The organism is Nibribacter koreensis, assembly GCF_039541795.1.
GTDB lineage: Bacteria > Bacteroidota > Bacteroidia > Cytophagales > Hymenobacteraceae > Nibribacter > Nibribacter koreensis.
This window is the reverse complement of record NZ_BAABGX010000001.1, coordinates 1,240,162-1,258,851: the sequence shown is the minus strand read 5'-3', so window position 1 is coordinate 1,258,851 and position 18,690 is coordinate 1,240,162. Positions and strand designations below refer to the sequence as shown.

Sequence of the window (18,690 nt, the reverse complement as noted above, 5' to 3'; positions counted from 1 at the left end):
TTAATTGAAAAGTTTAACCGTGGTGGTTTGATTAGATTTAATGGTAAAGTCCTTTACATCTGTAAACTGGCTACTGCTGGCGTTCTTAGTCCTGAATACCAGCCGGTAACGGCCCGGTTGTAAAGGTAAATTAATTTTACTGCCCGTCTCGGGTAGGTTATGAAACCAGCGCTGGCTTCCGTCTTGTTCCAGAACATACAAACTGCCGTACCCTGACAAGGCTTGCGTGACGCTCATGATGCCAGGCGCCGGAAAGTTGAGTACCGTGGTTTGGCCTTGCTTGATGACAATCTGCTCTTTGATTCTCGGCAAGGTGAGCATCTCTACTTCATATGACCCCGCCAAATACTTAACCCGACTAGGGAAGGGCTGAGGTTGTAACAAAGCGCTACTTCCTTTAGGCCTGATTAAGGCATCAACCCGACCGTATGCGGTAGGGGCAATCTGCTGTAAAAACAGAGAACCTTGCGGCGCTTTTACTTTGATGACGTTGTTCTGCCCGGGCTTAATGTCCAGGTTGCGCACCGTCACTGCTGGAATGGTGTTCACCACCAAGTCATAGCTCAATAAAGCATCTACTTCTACCGCGTCTGCCTTGCCGTTGGCGTCCAGGTAGTGTACAAAGTTGTACTCGGGCTGATCAGTGACGTTGTTCACAAAGGTCATGTTCACGTTGGTCTCCACTGGTTTGCCAGCCTCATCAGTTAACTGCACAGTCACCGTAGTTTTCTTGAGCGCGATGGAAATAACATTGTCCAAAATCTTTCTGAAGGTGCTGATGTCTGAGGCATTGTAAAACTGGCCCATGCAACTGAACGCCTTCATGTACTCAGGGTCATCGCCTAAGCCAATGATGAACGGCTTTAAGAAGATGCGCTTTTTCTGCAAGGCAATAGACGTAGCACATGGGTCACCGCCGCAACTCTCCACACCGTCGGTGATGATGATGACCACGTTGCGGGTGTCGCTCTCCTCTGGAAAGTCATTAGCCGACTGTTGCAGAGAATACGTGATGGGCGTGTTGCCTTTGGGCGTGATGGTCTGCAATTTCTGCTTGATGGCTTTCGCGTTTTTAGGCGCAAACGGTACCTCTAGCTTAGAATCTTTGCAGTTCTTTAAGGCCACCGCGCTTTGGTGCCCGTACACGCGCAAGGCAATCTCCAGGTTTCCATAAGAATCCAGCGAGTCGGCCATCTTGGCGAGCATGGTTTTGGCCACCTGCCAGCGCGTGCTTTCTTCCCATTTGGCTTGCATAGACCCAGAGGCATCCAAGAGAAACAACAAACGCGTTTTTTTGGGAGCCACCGCCTTGTTTTGCGCAGACGCCGGCGCCGCCATCCCGCAGAGCAGGAGACAGAACAGACAACTATACAAAACGCGCGACAAAGCCATGAGCAGTAGAACTACTTAATGAGAGATTAGTAGTCGTTCAGGGTTTCAGACAGCTGTACCAAGGCTTGCTCTAACTGAGCATCATTTGGTGCCACGCCGTGCCATTTGTGTGAACCCATCATAAAGTCCACCCCGAAGCCCATTTGCGTGTTCATCAAGATGATGATGGGTTGTTTTTTACCGGTCAAGGCTTTGGCTTCTTCCAACACAGGAATTAGTTGCACAAAGTCGTTGCCGTTTTCGCAATGCAATACTTTCCATCCAAACGCTTCCCACTTGGCGCGCAGGTTACCCAAGCTCATCACGGCGTCAACTGGTCCGTCAATCTGCTGGCCGTTGTAGTCTACGGTTGCTATGAGGTTGTCTACCTTGTGGTGAGCGGCATACATGGCGGCTTCCCAAATCTGACCTTCCTCTAATTCACCGTCTCCCATCAAGACGTAGACTAGTTTGTCTTCGCCGTTCATTTTCTTGGCCTGCGCTGCACCGGTGGCCACAGATAAGCCCTGACCCAAAGAACCAGACGCAATTCTGATGCCGGGCAAACCTTCCTCAGTGGCAGGGTGTCCTTGCAAGCGTGAGTTCAGCTTTCTAAACGTAGCCAGTTCTTTCACGTCAAAATAACCTGAGCGGGCCAACACGCTGTACCAAACCGGCGAGATGTGACCGTTGGACAAGAAGAAAAGATCCTCATTGGTGCCGTTCATGTTGAACTCAGCGTTGTGGTCCATTACTCTAAAGTACAAAGACACCAAGAACTCTGTACAGCCCAAAGAACCGCCCGGGTGACCGGAGTTCACGGCGTGTACCATTCTAACAATGTCTCTTCTTACCTGGTGGGCCACGTCATGCAACTGCTCAGGATTGTAATTGAAAGGGTTCATTTTATAGATTTGAAAAGGTGATGATTTTAAAATTCTTGGTTGGTATTCTATTCGTTTTCGGCCTGTTTTCTGGAAACGAGGCCAAAAACGGGAAAGGCCATCTGCTTCTGGGGCAGATGGCCTTTGGGTTATTTTAACAATTGGGCGGCGTGATTCTTGGTGTCCACCTTTTTGATGATGTCCTGGATGATCCCGTTCTCATCTATCACGAAGGTGTAGCGCATGGTGCCCATGTATTTGCGGCCGTACATGCTTTTCTCCTGCCACACGCCGTATTTCTCTACTACTTCTTTCTCAGTGTCGGCCAGTAGCGGGAAGGGGAGGCTGTGCTTCTGGATGAACTTCTGGTGTGACTTTTCATCATCCGTGCTCACGCCCAAAATCACGTAGCCTTTGTCCAGCAGGGTCTGGTAGTTGTCGCGCAGGTCACAGGCTTGGGCCGTACAGCCCGAGGTGTCATCCTTGGGGTAAAAGTACAGGGTCACTTTCTTGCCTCTGAAATCGCTCAGCTTCACCAGGTTTCCGTCCTGGTCCTTTACCTCAAAATCTGGGGCTACGTTCCCAACTTCTAGCATGTGTGTTAGTTAAGAGTTAAAAGTTATGAGTTAAGAGTTATTGTTTTGTAAAAGCATGTGTTTGAAAGTGGAACTCCAAATGCCGTTTTTGGCCTGTTTTCCAGAAACTAAGCTAAAAACGGTTTTTGTTAGACCAACTTTTAACTCATAACTTTTAACTCTTAACTCTTAACCTAGATTTTAGTGCGGTACACGGTCTCATTGCCCATGGCATCTTTGACCGTAAGGACCACGTCTCCAGACAAAGGTACAGTTTTATCTAAACGCTCTGAGGTAAGGGTGGAGTTTTTGTGTTCCCATTTTAATAGGAGCCACTGACCGTTTACCTCGCAACGCCAAGAAGCCATGCCCGACAGGTTGTCCCAGACTTTGAAGCTTATCTGGTTAGGCGATTTCTGCACCAATTTGACCGTTGGGCCCACCGTGTCACTTAAGACTTTGAACTTACCCAGGTCCCGCGCCGAGAAGGTAATGGCGTCACCTTCCCAAACGCCGCCCAAAAACCCGCTAGATTTTCCCCAGCCTAATCCATACACCGCCGCCTTAGACTTGTCTGCCGGAATGTTCTTAGGCCGCAGGGTCACTTTGGCTGGTTTGAACAGCGTGGTCAAGGGGTTGTTGATGCTGAACACGTCCTGCGCGTCATGGCTGGTCTGCAGATACAGTGTGTCATACAAGGACTCCTTGTGGAAGGTGATGTCCAGGTAGCGGTTGGAGTACAAGAACTCTGTGTCTGGTACAATGGTATGCTCAAACTTGAAACGCGCTTTGGTCCCTGCTAAGTCCACAGAATCTGGGAGCCCGCCAATGAGGTTATACAAATACACTGAGCCCGCCGCCGTGGTGTAAGAGGGAATGACCGCGTATTTGTAGTTGCCAATGTAGAGGTCCAGGTTTCTCGCCTCTTTGGCCGTGTCTGCCACCGTTACCTTTAAGATGCTTTCCAGGATCTCATAGTTGATCTTGGGCTTGGTGACGGTAGGAGTGCCGTTAGTGTAATAGGCATTACCTTCGCCGCGCATCATGAACCGTAATTGCGTGGTGTTCTTGTAAGAGTCTGACAGGTTCACCAGCACCTCGTAGAGTTTGCCTTCCTCAATGTTGAATTTGCCTTTGTTCTTATTGGTCTCATACAAAGGAAGCTTGTTCCCATCGGCTACGTACAGGCGCTGAAAGGCCTTGTTGCTCAGTTTTAACTCCTGGTAGTTGATGTGTGAGGAAATCTGGCGTTGCAGCTCAAACGGAATGCCGTCTAGTGTGTGGCTATGGATGGCTTCGCCGTTAATGAGAAGCTCCATGGCCTGCACGCCGTTCTGGTTCAAGGCGCCGTCATACTTGTCAATGGCCTGAATCTCCAATCCCAGTAATCCTGCCGCCGAGATGGTATCTGTGATGGTGTAGATATTCCCCTGCTTTACCGGGGTGAACATCTTGCGCTGGTATTGGCCCTGCACTCTGGATTTGATGCCCTGCGGTACCAACGCGAAGTTGTATACGATAGGCGGCACCTGGTCTTTAATCTCCGTGAAGGTATACCGTAGTGGGTTGAAAAGCTTGTCGTTCTTATCCCGTACCTCAAAGTGCAGGTGCGGCCCGCCAGAACCACCCGTATTACCAGAATAGGCAATGATATCACCTCTTTTTACAGGGAACTGCGTCTCTGGCAGCGTCACGTCCACGTCGAAGGCCTGCTTCTGGTACTGCACCTGCAACATGTGCTGCGCAATGGCCGGCGTAAAGTGATTTAAATGGGCGTACGTGGTCACCAACCCGTTGGGGTGCGTGATGTAGATGAGCCAACCGTACCCGTAGCTAGATACTTTTATGCGGGAGATGTAGCCACTTTCCGCGGCGTACACGGGCAGGCCAATCTTACCATCGGTTTTAATGTCTATGCCCCCGTGAAAGTGGTTGGGCCGTATTTCGCCCATGCTCCCAGATAAGAAATTCTGAGTGCCCGGCTTGATGGGGAAGAACAGCGGACTGGTAGCCACCGGTTGCGGGGCGGCTGGTGCGGGGGGTGTTACCGGTGCCTGCGCATGGGCCCAGGTACTACTACCCAACAGGCAAATTGTAATAAGGGAACGAAAATTATTTAATCTCAAAATTCAGTAAAGTTTTATCTTCTACAAACGCCTCTAACCGGTCACCAATCTGAATGGGGCCAACCCCTGCCGGCGTACCGGTAAAAATAAGATCGCCTTTCTTGAGCGTGATGAACCGCGACATGTACGCCAGGATGGCCCCAAAGTTATGAATCATCATGCCTGAGTTGCCTTGTTGTTTGAGCTCACCGTTCACCTTCAACCCGAAGTTGATGTTGTCCCAGGCCGGGTAATTTTCAATAGGGAGCATCTCAGAAACGGGGGCAGAGCCATTGAAACCTTTGGCCAGCGTCCAGGGCAGTCCTTTGGCTTTAGCTTTTGACTGCAAATCACGGGCCGTAAAGTCCACACCTATGCCCAGGCCGTCAATGTACTTGTCTGCAAACTTGGCTTGTATGTTCTTGCCTTCTTTGCCCACGCGTAGCACCAGCTCTACTTCATAATGAATGTCTGTGCTGTAGTCTGGGTAATAGAACGGCTCATTGTTGCGCAGAATTGCCGTGTCTGGTTTAAAAAAGATCACGGGTTCATCGGGTACTTCGTTTTGGAGTTCAGCAATGTGTTCTGCGTAATTGCGTCCTATGGCTAGAATTTTCATGTCTTTTTTTGTTTTCAAAGATAAGGGAAATACCTGTGAGAGGGAATCTTAGCCCAACAATCTACCCTTTCCAGAAAAATTGGCATGGAATTGTATATAGGAAAAAATAGATTTGCGACGGAAACCTGCGTAGACAACACTTTGTGGCCGTGCCTGCGTATATGGGTACGTTCTTGACCAAGGCGTTAAAACCGCAGGAACCAAAGCGTTTGTATCACTTAACCCAAAACATACTATGAATACGTTAAAAAGCGCAATACTCACTTTTGTTGTGTTGCTGACCGTTGGCTGTTCTACCGTTCCTATCACAGGGCGTAGACAATTGTCCCTTGTAAGCGACCAGGAAGTGATGACCATGTCGTTTCAGGCCTATGATGACCTCATGAAGAAAAGCAAGCTTTCTTCCAACTCTTCCCAAACTGCCATGGTAAAGCGGGTGGGGCAGCGCATACAAGGGGCTGTGGAGTCCTTCATGCGCCAACAAGGGGCCTCAGACCAATTGGCAGGCTACCAGTGGGAATTTAACCTGATCCAGGATGACACGCAGCAGAACGCTTTTGCCATGGCCGGCGGTAAGACTGCAGTATACACGGGTTTGTTACCTATTACCAAAGATGAAACCGGTTTAGCGGTAGTGATGGGCCATGAGATTGCCCACGCCATTGCCAAGCACTCTAATGAGCGGATTAGCCAGCAGGTGGCCGCGCAAGGGGTAGGAACTTCTTTAGGTGCCTTAGGAACCGGAGCCTCTGCTCAGATTATCAATACCGCTTATGGAATTGGTGCCGGAGTTGGGTTGATGAAGTTTGGACGTACCCAGGAGTCTGAGGCAGACCGTTTAGGTTTGATCTTTATGGCCATGGCCGGTTACAACCCAGAGGGAGCGGTTTCTTTCTGGCAACGGATGGCCGCCGCCAGCAACGGACAGTCGCCGCCTGAATTCCTTAGCACGCACCCTAGCAACGAAACCCGTATTTCTGACATCCAGAAGCACATGCCGGAAGCTAAGAAATATTACAACGCCCGCTAAGCATGAAAGCCCCTAACAAATGGCTGGTATTTGGTGCAGTGCTGTTAGTGCTGTTGCTCAAATCTGATAAAGCCAGATGATAGTAGGAGTCTTGTACTGAAAGGCTGAGAACGCTGTAAAGCCAGAGGGGCCGCTCATACTAAATGAGCGGCTCCTCTGGCTTTATACGTATATACACCAAACAATCAGCAGCTAGATTGTGGGTGTAGGATAAACAAACGCAGATGGAATATGTCAAGGGCAATTCTCTTTTACCAGGATGACACTATTATAGCTGAGCATGAGCCAGAAAAACGGTTCATGAAGGTCACATGGCTTAAACATCCCTCCAGCGCTCAGTTTAGAGTAGCCGCTAAACTAATAGTGCATTTTGTGATGGAACAGCGCATCCAGTACCTTCTCTCTGACAGCCGCAAGGTGCAGTATCTGGACATTTCTGACCAGAACTTTCTACTACGTGAAATTTATGCTGCCATGCCCAAAGACCGTACCCTCTTCATCTCCTATATTCTTAACCAAGCCAGTTATAACCTCATGGACATCTATCGCATTGGGGAGTTGGTTCAAGCCGATGAATCCCTGAACAAACACTTGAAAACCAATATTTTCTTAGATGAAGCCGCCGCCCATTATTGGTTGCTGGGGTCAGAAGCTTAAAGTCTAAGGCCAAGCCTTTTTTAGCACGAAAGGCACAAGACATAAGACTCATATTTTTTTGTGCATCTTGGTGTATTAAGGATATAGCAAGGTGAATGGATTCATTACATTAGTTTTAGTTAGTCAAGCCCAAATCCTCATTAGAGCCATGGCACAAGCGTCTGCTTATGCCAGAATTGGCAGACTACCAAAAACGGAGAGGCCGCTCCTAAGCAGAAGCGGCCTCTCCGTTTTTGGCCTGTTTCCCAGAAAACAGGCCAAAAACAAAAATAATCATGAGTCTTATGTCTTGTATCTTGCGTCTTAAAGAGTGTCTTTCGGTTATAGAGCTGTTTGCTGTAAAGCGCCGCGCAGCTTAATGCGGGTCAGAACTTTCTTGGTGTACAGCGGGAAATCGCCTTTCATCATCCAGTCATAGTAGCTGGGCTCTTTTTTAAGCACATCAGCCACGGACACGTTCTTGTGCTTGCCAAAGTTGAAGACTTCTATTCCTGAGTTGTTGAAAACAATGCGGCCAGACAGGTCAGCGGTTTTCTGGAACGTGAACTGGTGCAAGGCCTGCATGTCGTTCTGCACCGGGAACTTGGCCTGGTCCTCAGCCCCGGGAAGGGGAACGCCGTCGTATTTTTCCAGCTGAGACTTCAGGATCTCATAGGTGGCAATGGTATCTGCCTCCGCGCTGTGGGCGTTCTCCAGCGGCTTGTCACAGTAGAATTTATAAGCGGCAGAGAGCGTGCGTTGTTCCATCTGGTGGAAGATGCGGCACACGTCCACGATGGAGCGGTTCTCAATATCAAAGTCCATGTCTACGCGCAAGAACTCTTCGGCCAGCAACGGAATGTCAAACTTGATGAGATTGAATCCACCTAAATCGCAGCCTTTCAAAAAGTCATCCAAACCCCGGGCCAGTTGCGCAAACGTAGGGCAGTCCGCTACGTCATCGTCGTAGATCTTATGAATCATGCTAGACTCAATGGGAATTGGAATGGTAGGGTTCACGCGCTTGGTTTTGAGGATTTCCTCGCCAGACGGCAAAACCTTGAGCATACTTATTTCCACAATACGGTCTTTGCAGATGTCAACGCCGGTGGTTTCAAGGTCAAAGAAGACAATAGGCTTGCGTAGGTGTAATTTCATAGGCACTTGTTTGAACGCTGATGTTACGCAGAATTACTGGCATCTGCGTCTTCTTTGCTAGATATTTTTGAATATTACCGTCCCCCGTTGAAGGGGGCGGTAATTGAATTTTAACTTAGGAAGTCGTGATGGTGTTGGCCAGCTCCTGCAAGTCCAGGTTCCCGAAGTTCCCCGATGTCATCATGAGCAGGTTCTTGTCTTTCCAGTTGTTGCTGAGCAAGAAGTCCTTTAGTTTCTGGCTGTCAGTATAGACTTCAATGCCCTCATCACCAAACGCTTTTTTCAGGTCTTCTGGGTCCAGGGCCGGCATGCGCTTGTGCTCCAGCGTCTTCGGGTTGAAATAGACAATCTTCACGTCTGGTGACAGGAACGTGCCGTTGTATTGCGGCAGAAAGTCCTTGTTTAAGCTACTGAAGGTGTGCAGTTCCAGACAGGCAATAAGCTCACGCTCTGGGTATTGTTTTTTCAAGGCCTCAGAGGTAGCTTTTAATTTAGAGGGCGCGTGCGCGAAGTCCTTGTACACCAGCGTATGCTCATTCTCGCCAATTTTCTCCAGTCTCCTGGCCGCACCTTTAAAGGTAGCCAAAGCCTCATAGAAAGCCGTCCCCTTGATACCAATCTGCTTGCAGACCTCTTTGGCCGCCGAAATGTTGCGCAGGTTATGCTCCCCGAACAGCTGAATTTCTACGTCGTCCTTCTTGGTCTTCAGGATGGTTTTGCCGCTCTTCTTGATTTTGTGCTCATGGATGGTGTAGCCAATGTAGTTCACATCGCTATTGTTCGGTACACATACTTCCTGCACCTGCTCGTCATCCTGATTGTAAATCAAAGTTCCTGCTTTGGGCGTCATGTCCACGAAGATCTTGAACTGTTCGCGGTAGTTCTCCTCGGTAGGGAACACGTTGATGTGGTCCCAGCTGATACCTGAAATCACGCCAATGTGGTGGTGGTATTTATGGATTTTGGGCACGCGTTGAATAGGAGAGGAGAGGTACTCGTCGCCTTCAATGATGATGATGGGTGCCTCTTCGGTGAGTTTCACCATCAAGTCAAAGCCTTCCAGCTGGGCGCCCACGGCGTAGTCAAACAGGCGGTTGTGGTATTTGAGCACATGCAGAATGATGGACGTGATGGACGTCTTACCGTGGCTGCCGGCAATCACTATGCGCTGCTTGTTCTTACTCTGCTCATAGATGAACTCCGGGAACGAGAAGATGGGAATGTTGTGCTCCTGGGCATAGAGCAGCTCGGGATTGTCAGGACGGGCATGCATGCCCACAATCACCGCATCTGGCTTGGCGTGCAGTTTCTCCGGGAACCAACCCTCGGCTTCGGGAAGGAGACCGTCGGCGGCCAGGCGGCCTTTGGCGGGTTCAAAAATCTCATCATCAGAGCCGGTGACCTTTAGGCCCTTCCGGTGCAATGCCAGTGCCAGGTTGTGCATAATGCTTCCCCCAATGGCAATCATGTGAATGTGCTTGTATGCTGTTGTACTCATGCCGTCCAATTTCAAAGAGAGCAAATGTACTAATTTCTGTACATGCGCCACCCCTTGCCACCTTACGGATTTTTGAATATGCAGGCATAAATTTGGGAATAGCAGGAGACAGTTAGCAATGAACGGTGATAAGTAATATGTCATCAGGAAAAGGAACTAAGAATGCCGTTTTTGGCCTGTTTTCTCAGAAACAGGCCAAAAACGACAATCTTCTGAAATAGAATTACTTCTTCTGGCTACTATAGAAATTGTGAATAAGTGCCCGATTTTGTGGATTACCTGAGTGCGTTGTTTCCTTACATTTGCTAGTATGGAGGAGATGAAAACGAAAGCGACCAGAGGCAAGGCACCTTGGACCCCCAAGCAAACCATGTCACCGGGTTTAGGAAAGCTTCCGCCCCAGGCTCTTGAGCTGGAGGAAGCAGTGTTGGGTGCGCTCATGCTGGAAAAAGACGCCCTGACGTCGGTGATAGACCTTTTAAAGCCCCAAAGCTTTTACAAAGACGCGCACCAGCGCATTTTTAAGGCCATTCTGAGCCTCTTTGACAAATCAGAACCCATTGATATTCTAACAGTTACCCAGGAACTGCGCGAGCAGGGCGAACTGGAGTTTGTAGGTGGCGCGTTTTACGTGACGCAACTCACCACGCGCGTCAACTCGGCGGCTAACATTGAGTTTCACGCCCGTATCATCACAGAAGCGGCCATCAAGCGTGACCTCATCAGCATTTCTTCTGAAGTCCTGGGCCGCGCCTATGAAGACACCACCGACGTATTTGACCTGCTAGACTCTACCGAGGCCAAACTGTTTGAGGTGTCTGAGAGCAACATCAGAAAGAACTTCGATGACATGCAGTCTTTGATGCACAAAGCCATCAAGGAACTGGAAGCCAAGAAAAGCCAGAAAGAAGGTTTGACGGGCGTACCTAGTGGTTTCAATGCGTTAGATAGAGTAACTTCTGGCTGGCAGCAGTCGGATTTGGTGATTCTGGCCGCCCGTCCCGCCATGGGTAAGACGGCGTTCGTGGTAAGTGCCATGCGCAACGCCGCCGTGGACTTTGGCAAAGGAGTGGCTATCTTCTCCCTGGAGATGTCCTCCATCCAGCTGGTGAATCGTTTGATATCTGCCGAGGCTGAGTTGGAAGGGGAGAAGATCAAGAAAGGAAACCTGGCAGACTATGAATGGACCCAGCTGAACCACAAAATCACCAAGCTGAGCCAGGCGCCTATCTTCATTGATGACACGCCAGGCCTTTCTATTAGAGAGCTCCGCACCAAATGCCGCCGTCTAAAGGCGCAGCATGACATCCAGATGATCATCATTGACTACTTGCAGTTGATGAGTGGCAACACAGAAGGCAAAGGCGGCGGAAACCGTGAACAGGAGATTGCCTCCATCTCACGGGCCCTTAAGCAGTTGGCCAAGGAGTTGAGCGTGCCGGTGATTGCGCTTTCGCAGTTGAGCCGTGCCGTAGAGACCCGTGGTGGTGACAAAAAGCCAATGCTTTCAGATTTACGTGAATCTGGTTCTATTGAGCAGGATGCGGACATGGTATTGTTCCTGTACCGTCCTGAATATTATGGTATCACTGAGGATGAAATGGGGAACCCAACGCAAGGTGTGGGCGAGGTAATCATTGCCAAGCACCGGAACGGTGAAGTGGGCAGTGTGGCCTTGAAATTCATTGGAAAGTACACTAAGTTCGGGAACCTGGAGGACGGTTTTGGCGGCGGCGCCGGCTTTGACGGTGGCAATGGCTTCCCGGTATCTGACTTTGACGGACCAAGCCCAGCCGGCGGACCCAACACCATTAGGCTAGGCAGCAAGGTGAATGACAACGGCGGCGGTTTCCCACCGTCAGGCTTTGACGACGCTCCTCCTTTCTAAAGCTTAAAAACTAGCAGATGCCTTTATAACAAGAGCCACTTTCTAACCGGAGAGAGGCTCTTGTCGTTTTTGGCCTGTTTTTAAGAAAATAGCCCAAAAACGGAGGTTGGGGAGAATCCCATAGATTCATTTCAAGCCTCCATCTGGCAAAATAGAATTCTACCCTGTTAACTGAAAAAAATTATGGAATAATCCGTAAAAACTACCATCACGTTTGCGCTAAATACGTAAAAGATGATTAAGGAGTAAGCAAAGAGAAACCACCCTGAGCTTACTTTAGATGCAGCATTTGGCTAGTGTGTAATGATAGTAGAGTGTGTGCTGTGCGTATGATTTTTAAAGGCAGGGTAATAGTGCTTTGAGTGATTGAAGGCTAGAAGTAGTTACCCTGTGGCAGTCCCAAAGGAAATTCTCTCTTTCCTTCGTTTTCTTTTTCTACCGCTCATCCGTAGCGCGTAGGTTCTTTTAAAATCCTCAATCTTCTTGTAAAATGGCTAGCAGAAGATTGAAAAACCAATCATCATACCTTCTTCTTGTGACAGAAATGGGTTGCCTTGCTTTAGACCCGAAAGCTGTTCTTTGAAAAGCTTTGATTGTATTGGCGTCTCTGTCTGCCATGCGGCAGACTGTATGATTGCATGTGCTGGATCCTATGATTCAGCGTTGCCTGACATCCTACCTATATCCTTATGAATGTAAAATTCAATAGCCATGAAACGCTCAAAAATTGTTTTTGTCCTTGCCGCCTTGTTCGCGTGCATTCTTGGTATGCCTTCCCTTAGTTTTGGGCAAGTTGTCTTCCCTGAAGTAAAAGTAGGGGCCGTGAATTACAAGTACCTGAGTTCTGTAGAAAATAAAGAAGTAGCAGAGCCTGTTAGACGCTTACAGACTGAAGCCGCAGAATTTAATGTAAAAGACCCCAGGTACTATGTAGATGACTATAATACCTATTACGTCACCTTTGAACTGCCAGAAGGCAAGATTTTGGCCGCCTATGACAGTGACGGTAGATTGCTGCGTACCGCAGAGAAATTCAAAAACACCGTCCTTCCTAAAGCAGTGGGACAGTCTGTGGTCACCAAATACCCAGGCTGGCGGGTGGCAGAAGATGTGTACCTGGTTAACTTTCATGACCGCAAAGGCACCACTAAAACCTACAAGCTTCTGCTTGAAAACGGTGACAAGCGCATGAAGGTGAAAATGAACGAAAAAGGTGAATTGATGTAATCTCCCACCAGGGAAAAGTTTTCAGGCGTTTGTTTTAAAAATAGCCTCCCGCTCTTCTCTGGTCTTTTAAACGGCTGCCGGTTTATTAACCGGCAGCCGTTTTTATTTTTGGGCGTTAAGCAGTACCTATGGAAAACAGTTGTACCTAGATTAAAATAAGGGAGGCTTGCGTATACCCAGTAAGGACAAAAGCCCACCAACTATAAGACAGAAATGGAGAAAAAGATACACGTTCCCTCGTTTCTCATAGCCGTGCTGTTGTTCTGTGTGCTTATGTTTTTTCCGGTATTGGACCAGCCACAGGCGCAAAAAGCATTGGCCTTGCTGGTCATGGTGGCCGTACTCTGGATCACAGAGGCAATACCATTGCCTTTGACAGGCTTGTTGATACCGGTAGCAGCGGTTTTTTTGCAACTCACTACTACCAAAGACGCCTTTAAAGAATTTGCCAACCCTGTCATTTTCCTTTTCATGGGCGGTTTTGTCTTGGCTGGCGCTTTGTCCAGGCACTCTATGGACAAGCTGTTGGCCCAGAAGCTCATTAAGCTGGCTAAGGGCAATTTTTATTGGTCGGCGGTTTGGTTGATGCTGGCCACGGGGGTAATCTCTTGCTGGGTGAGCAACACGTCCTCTACGGCCATGATGATACCGCTGGGTTTGGGCATGCTGGTATTGGTAGACCGGCAGAAGGTCACGCCAGAAGCCAAGTTTTTGATGCTAGGCATTGCGTACTCGGCTAACATTGGGGGCGTGGCTACTTTGATAGGAAGCCCGCCCAACGCCATAGGGGCCGCCATGCTAGAGATATCGTTCTCAGAGTGGTTAGTATTTGGCATTCCTATCTTTCTCATCACGTTTCCGGTCATGGTGCTGGTCTTGACGCTGTATTTTAAACCTGACAAGTCTTTGCGCATTGGAGAGATGGTACACCCGTCTACCGAAGGCGGACGTCTTAAAACCCTGGGCTTCATTTTTGCCATTGTCATCGCACTTTGGATGCTGGAGGGCGTGTTGGCACCGGCCTTGGGCATCACAGATAGTTTTAGCGCACTAGTGGCGGTGATAGGGCTGATGCTGGTATTTATTACCGGGCTTTTGCAGTGGGATGAGATTATGAAAAGCATACAATGGGACGTGTTGCTGCTCTTTGGCGGCGGGCTTACCTTAGGCTTAATGATAGATAAGAGCGGGCTGGGTGCCCTTATGGTTGGGCAGGTGTCTGGGTTGGTAAATGAGCTGCCTTTGCCCGTCTTCCTCTGGATTATAGTGCTGTTCAGTATTTTCCTGACAGAATTTATGAGTAACACGGCCAGCGCCGCGCTCATATTGCCCATTCTCTTTACCATGGCCAACCAGTTACAGATTAACCCAGTGGTATTGGTGCTGCCGGCCACCATTGCGGCCACTTATGGTTTTATGCTCCCCGTGGGCACACCGCCCAATGCCATGGTTTTCTCCTCTGGGTATGTGCCGCAAAAAGATATGATCAGGGCCGGCTTAGTGCTTAACATCACCTTCTCCATCATCCTGACTGCCATGTTTTATATATTCTTCAGGTAAATACAATAGATGCTGGATTCTGCTGAATTGATGAACCTGGGCAACTGTCAGCCGTGCCATGATTCTCAATGCATAATGGGAGCCTATTGGATAGATTCTTCTAATATCTGATATTGAGCGCACAATCAAAGCAATACTCACTAACCAAAATCTATTAATGTCGCACTTCTTTTCTAAAGCAGTAGCAGGTTGGGGCCTGCTGGCAATCCTTCTCCTTACCATCTTGTTTCATGGGCTGGTGTTGGTGGGCATTATACCCTATGAGATAGTATGGGGAGGTCGGTTAAAGTCTCAGGAGCAGATGCTCACGTTTGAGACAGTTTCTATCCTGATTAATGTATGTATGGTCACCATGGTGGCTATGTATCTGGGTAGCATCAGACGCTGGGTGCCCATGGCGTTTTTGAAAGGAATGCTCTGGGCAATGGCGCTTCTTTTTCTGGTGAACACCGTAGGGAATCTCTTCTCTGTAAACTCTTTTGAGCAAATGGTTTTTACGCCTTTAACCCTGTTGCTTTGTTTGTTTAGTCTACGCTTAGCCTTGGCCAAAGAGGAAGCCAAGCCTCTTGTTTAGCAGAGGATAAGTGTTCTATAAATAGAAAACGCCTGACCGTTTTAGGAACAGTCAGGCGTTTTCTTTACAAGTTAATACCGTATTTAGTAGTCTAACTTACGGGAGTTGTTGCTGTTTTTGCCCGCCATAAAGGCAATGACGCCTCCAATCAAAAGGCCGGCAATCACGCCTTTCTTAATCAGACCAGCACGGTCATGCGCTAAGTCTGCTTTCATGCCCTTCTCCGCGAAGATATTAGGCACTTTTCCGTTTTTAAAGTCTTCAATGAATCCCTCTACCACGTTAATACGGTCTGCCAATAACAAGGGCAACCAGTGCGGGTAGACGTTCTCACTGTACTTAAAGGCAAAACGCCTGATCATGCCACTTAAGCCAGAGGGCGGCACCGTGGTGCCAAACACCGCCGTTACATTGGGCCGTTCAATAGAATGTAAAATCTCTACGGTTTCTGCCTGTTGTGTAGGGCGTTTCCAGCTGTACCCACGGTGCTCCTCATTGGTGCGCTTTTTCATGGGATACGTAGGGTCATTCTTGGGATCTGCGTCAATGCCCCAGCCGTTGATGTGAGAATAATCTCTAGTTGTATTTTCCATAATATGTTATGCTTTAGACATTAGCTCTTGGTGGAATAAGGATAGGCTTAATGCAGTTATCCAGTTTTTCAGAGAACATGCGGTAGGCCTCAGACACTTCTTCTAACGGAATGCGGTGCGTGATCAAGCCTTTAGGGTTTAACCTGCCGGCCTGTACGTGCTCTATCAACCTTGGCAACAGACGTTTTACAGAAGCCTGATTGGCTCTAATGGTCAAGCCTTTGTTGAGCACGTTGCCAATGGGCACCAAGTTGTCCGTTGGGCCGTACACCCCTACAATAGAGACTATTCCACCTTTTTTAACCGAGTTGATGGCCCAGTGCAAGGCTGTGGCAGAACCTGCCTGTAGCAGAAGCTTTCTACCTGTAATGGTCTGCAACGCGTTGCCTGTAGCCTCGGCACCTACGGCGTCAATCACTACATCAGCACCCATCCAGTCCGTGGCCTTTTTAATGAAAACCACAGGGTCACCTAAGGATTCATAGTTGTAAGCCTCGCATTGAGAGTAGTTTTTGGCAAACTCCAAACGGTATTCCAATTTGTCAATGATCATCACGCGGCCCGCACCAAAAAGCCAGGCGCACTTGGCAGCCATAATCCCAATGGGACCAGCGCCAAATACCACCACGGTGTCACCCTTTTGAATACCGGCCATCTCGGCGGCCTGGTAGCCAGTAGGGACTACGTCCGTAAGCAGCACGGCATCATCTGGGTCCATGCCTTCTGGGATGATGGTAGGTCCCACGTTAGCGTAAGGCACGCGTACATACTCAGCCTGGCCACCGTCATAGCCACCCGCGGTGTGGGAGTACCCAAAAATGGCACCAACCGCCGTAGCCATAGAGTTAGACTCATGGCAGTTGCCATACAGTTCCTGCTTACAAAAGGCACACTCACCACAAGAGATATTGAAGGGCACTAGTACGTGGTCGCCAACCTTTACTTTGGTGACTTCCGGTCCAACTTCTTCTATAATACCTGTGAACTCATGTCCAAACGTACTCCCTACGCGGGTGTCTGGCACGTTGCCGTTGTATAAGTGCAAATCTGACCCGCAGATACAAGAGCGGGTTACCCGTACAATGGCGTCCTGCGGATGCAGGATTTCAGGCATAGGCTTTTCGTCAATCCGGACCCGGAGAGGTCCCCGGTAATTCATTGCTAACATATGTGTTCTCCTCAGGTGACTTTAGTGAAACAAAATTGAACCGTGATAGAAGCGGAATAACCTATGAAGATGAGCTACAAACCGCTGGTATTTGTACTTATCTAATCTTTTAAAGTTACAAGGTAGACGCAAATGAAAATTTGCAAGATGCCTCATTGGCTTTGATGGGTAGGCCACAGACCTTTAGCCGGAAGGGGATGAATAAGTAGTAATACGGATAGGTTTTCTTGGTGTATGGTATAGAAAAGCATACCAACCCACCGGTTGTGATGGTACCAGATTACAAACATTCTATGCTTAACTTAGTATAAAATGAGTGATGGCAGAGGATGGTTAGGCCTTTTTAATGGCTTTAACTTATGCCATAAACAACAATATTAAACTATATGAAAGTAGAAATATGGTCAGATGTGGTATGCCCCTTCTGCTACATAGGCAAGCGTAAATTTGAGAAGGCCTTGGAAGGATTCGGGCCGAAGGAAAAAGTGGAAATAGTGTGGCGGAGTTTTCAGTTGGACCCTGACCTGCAGCCGGTGCCCGGCATGAGCGTGCATGAATACCTAGGCAAGCGCAAGGGCGGCACCACCGCAGATGGCAAGCGCATGAACGACCAGATGGCCGAAATGGCCAAAGAGGTAGGGCTGCACTATGACTTTGACAAGGCCGTCATCAACAATACCCTGTTGGCCCACCAACTTTTGCACCTGGCCAAAACCCACCAAAAGCAGGACCAAATGAAAGAGCGGCTGTTTGCCGCCTATTACACCCAGGGCCAGAACATTGGCGACCTGGACACGCTTGTTAAACTAGGGGAGGAGGTAGGCTTGGACGGCACAGAAATACGGGCCGCCTTGGAGCAACAAACCTATGCCCAAGAGGTGCAGGAGGACATTGTGCGGGCGCAGCAGGTAGGCGTGCGTGGGGTGCCCTTTTACGTTTTCAATAACAAATATGCGGTGTCTGGCGCGCAACCTACAGAACTGTTCAAGGAGGTGTTAGACAAAGTCTGGGAAGAAGAGAAGCCTGCCATCTTAGGTGATGTGACTGGCGGCACTTGCACGCCCGACGGCGTCTGCGATTAATCAATTAACCTAAAAATAAGAGCAAGTATGAAGATAGCCATGGTATTGACCTCGCACAGCGAGTTAGGGAACACCGGTGAGAAAACCGGTTTCTGGATAGAAGAGTTTGCCGCGCCGTATTACGTGTTCAAAGAAGCGGGCGCAGACATAACGCTGGCCTCGCCTAACGGCGGACAGCCGCCCATTGACCCTAAAAGCGACGCCCCAGAAAACCAAACCGAGGCCACCAAGCGTTTTAAAGACGACAAAGAACTACAACAATTATTAGCCAACACCACAAAGTTGTCTGAGGTAAAGGCAGAGCAGTTTGACGCCGTCTTTTACCCCGGCGGACACGGACCATTATGGGACTTGCACAGTGACCGCAACTCTTTAAACCTCATTGAAACGCTCTGGAAAAGTAAGAAGCCGGTAGCCGCTGTTTGCCACGCCCCAGCCGTATTACTCAACGCGAAAGATGAAAACGACGAGGCCCTGGTAAAAAGCAAGAACGTGACCGGATTCACTAATACTGAAGAAGAGGCCGTGGGCTTGACCAAGGTGGTACCTTACCTACTAGAAGACGAACTGAAAAGCAAAGGCGGTAGCTATTCTAAGAAAGAGGACTGGGCCGTGCACGTAGTGAAGGACGGCTTGCTCATCACTGGACAAAACCCAGCATCCTCAGAAGAAGCCGCTCATCAATTGGTAGCTCTTTTGAAAGAAAACCAAAAGGCCTAACC

The 18,690-nt window shown here is 48.9% G+C and carries 17 protein-coding genes; 8 read left to right on the top strand and 9 right to left on the bottom strand.

From position 1 onward, the window contains the following. The 5 genes from ABD880_RS05455 to ABD880_RS05435 form a co-directional block, all read right to left on the bottom strand. A complete protein-coding gene (locus tag ABD880_RS05455) occupies positions 1 to 1,305 on the bottom strand; it encodes a vWA domain-containing protein (protein ID WP_345163254.1) in 1,305 nt (434 codons plus the stop codon). A gap of 113 nt (positions 1,306 to 1,418) precedes the next feature. Further along, positions 1,419 to 2,276 carry a transketolase gene (locus ABD880_RS05450; RefSeq protein ID WP_345163252.1) on the bottom strand — a complete coding sequence of 286 codons (858 nt, stop codon included), beginning with the start codon at positions 2,274 to 2,276 and terminating at the stop codon, positions 1,419 to 1,421. 128 nt (positions 2,277 to 2,404) lie between these two features. Next, positions 2,405 to 2,851 (bottom strand): thioredoxin-dependent thiol peroxidase, encoded by a 447-nt coding sequence (gene bcp, locus ABD880_RS05445; protein WP_345163249.1) that lies wholly within the window; start codon positions 2,849 to 2,851, stop codon positions 2,405 to 2,407. Between the two features lie 173 nt (positions 2,852 to 3,024). Further along, positions 3,025 to 4,914: a M23 family metallopeptidase gene (locus ABD880_RS05440; protein WP_345163246.1), complete on the bottom strand. Its 1,890-nt coding sequence runs from the start codon at positions 4,912 to 4,914 to the stop codon at positions 3,025 to 3,027. Between the two features lie 28 nt (positions 4,915 to 4,942). After that, the gene (locus tag ABD880_RS05435) at positions 4,943 to 5,554 is read right to left on the bottom strand and encodes a fumarylacetoacetate hydrolase family protein (protein ID WP_345163243.1); all 612 of its coding nucleotides are present in this window, start codon (positions 5,552 to 5,554) and stop codon (positions 4,943 to 4,945) included. A gap of 235 nt (positions 5,555 to 5,789) precedes the next feature. Between ABD880_RS05435 and ABD880_RS05430 the strand changes: the two genes are divergently transcribed. Then, on the top strand, positions 5,790 to 6,584 hold the full coding sequence (locus ABD880_RS05430) for a M48 family metallopeptidase (protein ID WP_345163241.1): 795 nt from the start codon (positions 5,790 to 5,792) through the stop codon (positions 6,582 to 6,584). Positions 6,585 to 6,815: 231 nt separating this feature from the next. Beyond that, positions 6,816 to 7,241: a hypothetical protein gene (locus tag ABD880_RS05425; protein WP_345163239.1), complete on the top strand. Its 426-nt coding sequence runs from the start codon at positions 6,816 to 6,818 to the stop codon at positions 7,239 to 7,241. A 321-nt stretch (positions 7,242 to 7,562) separates the two neighbouring features. Here ABD880_RS05425 and ABD880_RS05420 read toward each other — a convergent pair whose 3' ends face one another. Then, positions 7,563 to 8,378 (bottom strand): exonuclease domain-containing protein, encoded by an 816-nt coding sequence (locus ABD880_RS05420; RefSeq protein WP_345163237.1) that lies wholly within the window; start codon positions 8,376 to 8,378, stop codon positions 7,563 to 7,565. Positions 8,379 to 8,493: 115 nt separating this feature from the next. After that, the gene (locus tag ABD880_RS05415) at positions 8,494 to 9,876 is read right to left on the bottom strand and encodes a UDP-N-acetylmuramate--L-alanine ligase (protein ID WP_345163235.1); all 1,383 of its coding nucleotides are present in this window, start codon (positions 9,874 to 9,876) and stop codon (positions 8,494 to 8,496) included. 319 nt (positions 9,877 to 10,195) lie between these two features. Here ABD880_RS05415 and dnaB point away from each other — a divergent pair, with 319 nt between their 5' ends. The 4 genes from dnaB to ABD880_RS05395 all read left to right on the top strand — a co-directional run bounded on the left by dnaB (position 10,196) and on the right by ABD880_RS05395 (position 15,125). Further along, positions 10,196 to 11,764, top strand: coding sequence for a replicative DNA helicase (gene dnaB / locus ABD880_RS05410; protein ID WP_345163232.1), 1,569 nt, complete (start codon positions 10,196 to 10,198; stop codon positions 11,762 to 11,764). 711 nt (positions 11,765 to 12,475) lie between these two features. Further along, positions 12,476 to 12,991 (top strand): nicotinate-nucleotide adenylyltransferase, encoded by a 516-nt coding sequence (locus ABD880_RS05405; RefSeq protein WP_345163229.1) that lies wholly within the window; start codon positions 12,476 to 12,478, stop codon positions 12,989 to 12,991. 213 nt (positions 12,992 to 13,204) lie between these two features. Continuing rightward, positions 13,205 to 14,551 carry an SLC13 family permease gene (locus ABD880_RS05400; RefSeq protein WP_345163226.1) on the top strand — a complete coding sequence of 449 codons (1,347 nt, stop codon included), beginning with the start codon at positions 13,205 to 13,207 and terminating at the stop codon, positions 14,549 to 14,551. Between the two features lie 157 nt (positions 14,552 to 14,708). Next, on the top strand, positions 14,709 to 15,125 hold the full coding sequence (locus tag ABD880_RS05395; protein ID WP_345163223.1) for a hypothetical protein: 417 nt from the start codon (positions 14,709 to 14,711) through the stop codon (positions 15,123 to 15,125). A gap of 83 nt (positions 15,126 to 15,208) precedes the next feature. On the opposite strand, the gene ABD880_RS05390 is transcribed toward ABD880_RS05395, so the two are convergent. Both ABD880_RS05390 and ABD880_RS05385 read right to left on the bottom strand, forming a co-directional pair. After that, positions 15,209 to 15,718 (bottom strand): hypothetical protein, encoded by a 510-nt coding sequence (locus tag ABD880_RS05390; RefSeq protein WP_345163220.1) that lies wholly within the window; start codon positions 15,716 to 15,718, stop codon positions 15,209 to 15,211. 13 nt (positions 15,719 to 15,731) lie between these two features. Continuing rightward, on the bottom strand, positions 15,732 to 16,886 hold the full coding sequence (locus ABD880_RS05385; RefSeq protein WP_345163216.1) for a zinc-dependent alcohol dehydrogenase: 1,155 nt from the start codon (positions 16,884 to 16,886) through the stop codon (positions 15,732 to 15,734). 386 nt (positions 16,887 to 17,272) lie between these two features. On the opposite strand from ABD880_RS05385, the gene ABD880_RS05380 reads away from it, so the two are divergent. Together ABD880_RS05380 and ABD880_RS05375 are read left to right on the top strand one after the other, a co-directional pair. Next, the gene (locus ABD880_RS05380; protein WP_345163213.1) at positions 17,273 to 17,968 is read left to right on the top strand and encodes a DsbA family oxidoreductase; all 696 of its coding nucleotides are present in this window, start codon (positions 17,273 to 17,275) and stop codon (positions 17,966 to 17,968) included. A gap of 27 nt (positions 17,969 to 17,995) precedes the next feature. Then, on the top strand, positions 17,996 to 18,688 hold the full coding sequence (locus ABD880_RS05375; RefSeq protein ID WP_345163210.1) for a type 1 glutamine amidotransferase domain-containing protein: 693 nt from the start codon (positions 17,996 to 17,998) through the stop codon (positions 18,686 to 18,688). Positions 18,689 to 18,690 lie beyond the last annotated feature (2 nt).

What these genes read in the sequence shown, in the direction of transcription:
- ABD880_RS05450 (WP_345163252.1), bottom strand. Translation starts at nt 2,276, where the DNA reads ATGAACCCTTTCAATTACAATCCTGAGCAGTTGCATGACGTGGCCCAC.
- bcp (WP_345163249.1), bottom strand. Translation starts at nt 2,851, where the DNA reads ATGCTAGAAGTTGGGAACGTAGCCCCAGATTTTGAGGTAAAGGACCAG.
- ABD880_RS05435 (WP_345163243.1), bottom strand. Translation starts at nt 5,554, where the DNA reads ATGAAAATTCTAGCCATAGGACGCAATTACGCAGAACACATTGCTGAA.
- ABD880_RS05430 (WP_345163241.1), top strand. Translation starts at nt 5,790, where the DNA reads ATGAATACGTTAAAAAGCGCAATACTCACTTTTGTTGTGTTGCTGACC.
- ABD880_RS05425 (WP_345163239.1), top strand. Translation starts at nt 6,816, where the DNA reads ATGTCAAGGGCAATTCTCTTTTACCAGGATGACACTATTATAGCTGAG.
- ABD880_RS05420 (WP_345163237.1), bottom strand. Translation starts at nt 8,378, where the DNA reads ATGAAATTACACCTACGCAAGCCTATTGTCTTCTTTGACCTTGAAACC.
- ABD880_RS05415 (WP_345163235.1), bottom strand. Translation starts at nt 9,876, where the DNA reads ATGAGTACAACAGCATACAAGCACATTCACATGATTGCCATTGGGGGA.
- dnaB (WP_345163232.1), top strand. Translation starts at nt 10,196, where the DNA reads ATGAAAACGAAAGCGACCAGAGGCAAGGCACCTTGGACCCCCAAGCAA.
- ABD880_RS05405 (WP_345163229.1), top strand. Translation starts at nt 12,476, where the DNA reads ATGAAACGCTCAAAAATTGTTTTTGTCCTTGCCGCCTTGTTCGCGTGC.
- ABD880_RS05400 (WP_345163226.1), top strand. Translation starts at nt 13,205, where the DNA reads ATGGAGAAAAAGATACACGTTCCCTCGTTTCTCATAGCCGTGCTGTTG.
- ABD880_RS05395 (WP_345163223.1), top strand. Translation starts at nt 14,709, where the DNA reads ATGTCGCACTTCTTTTCTAAAGCAGTAGCAGGTTGGGGCCTGCTGGCA.
- ABD880_RS05390 (WP_345163220.1), bottom strand. Translation starts at nt 15,718, where the DNA reads ATGGAAAATACAACTAGAGATTATTCTCACATCAACGGCTGGGGCATT.
- ABD880_RS05385 (WP_345163216.1), bottom strand. Translation starts at nt 16,886, where the DNA reads ATGTTAGCAATGAATTACCGGGGACCTCTCCGGGTCCGGATTGACGAA.
- ABD880_RS05380 (WP_345163213.1), top strand. Translation starts at nt 17,273, where the DNA reads ATGAAAGTAGAAATATGGTCAGATGTGGTATGCCCCTTCTGCTACATA.
- ABD880_RS05375 (WP_345163210.1), top strand. Translation starts at nt 17,996, where the DNA reads ATGAAGATAGCCATGGTATTGACCTCGCACAGCGAGTTAGGGAACACC.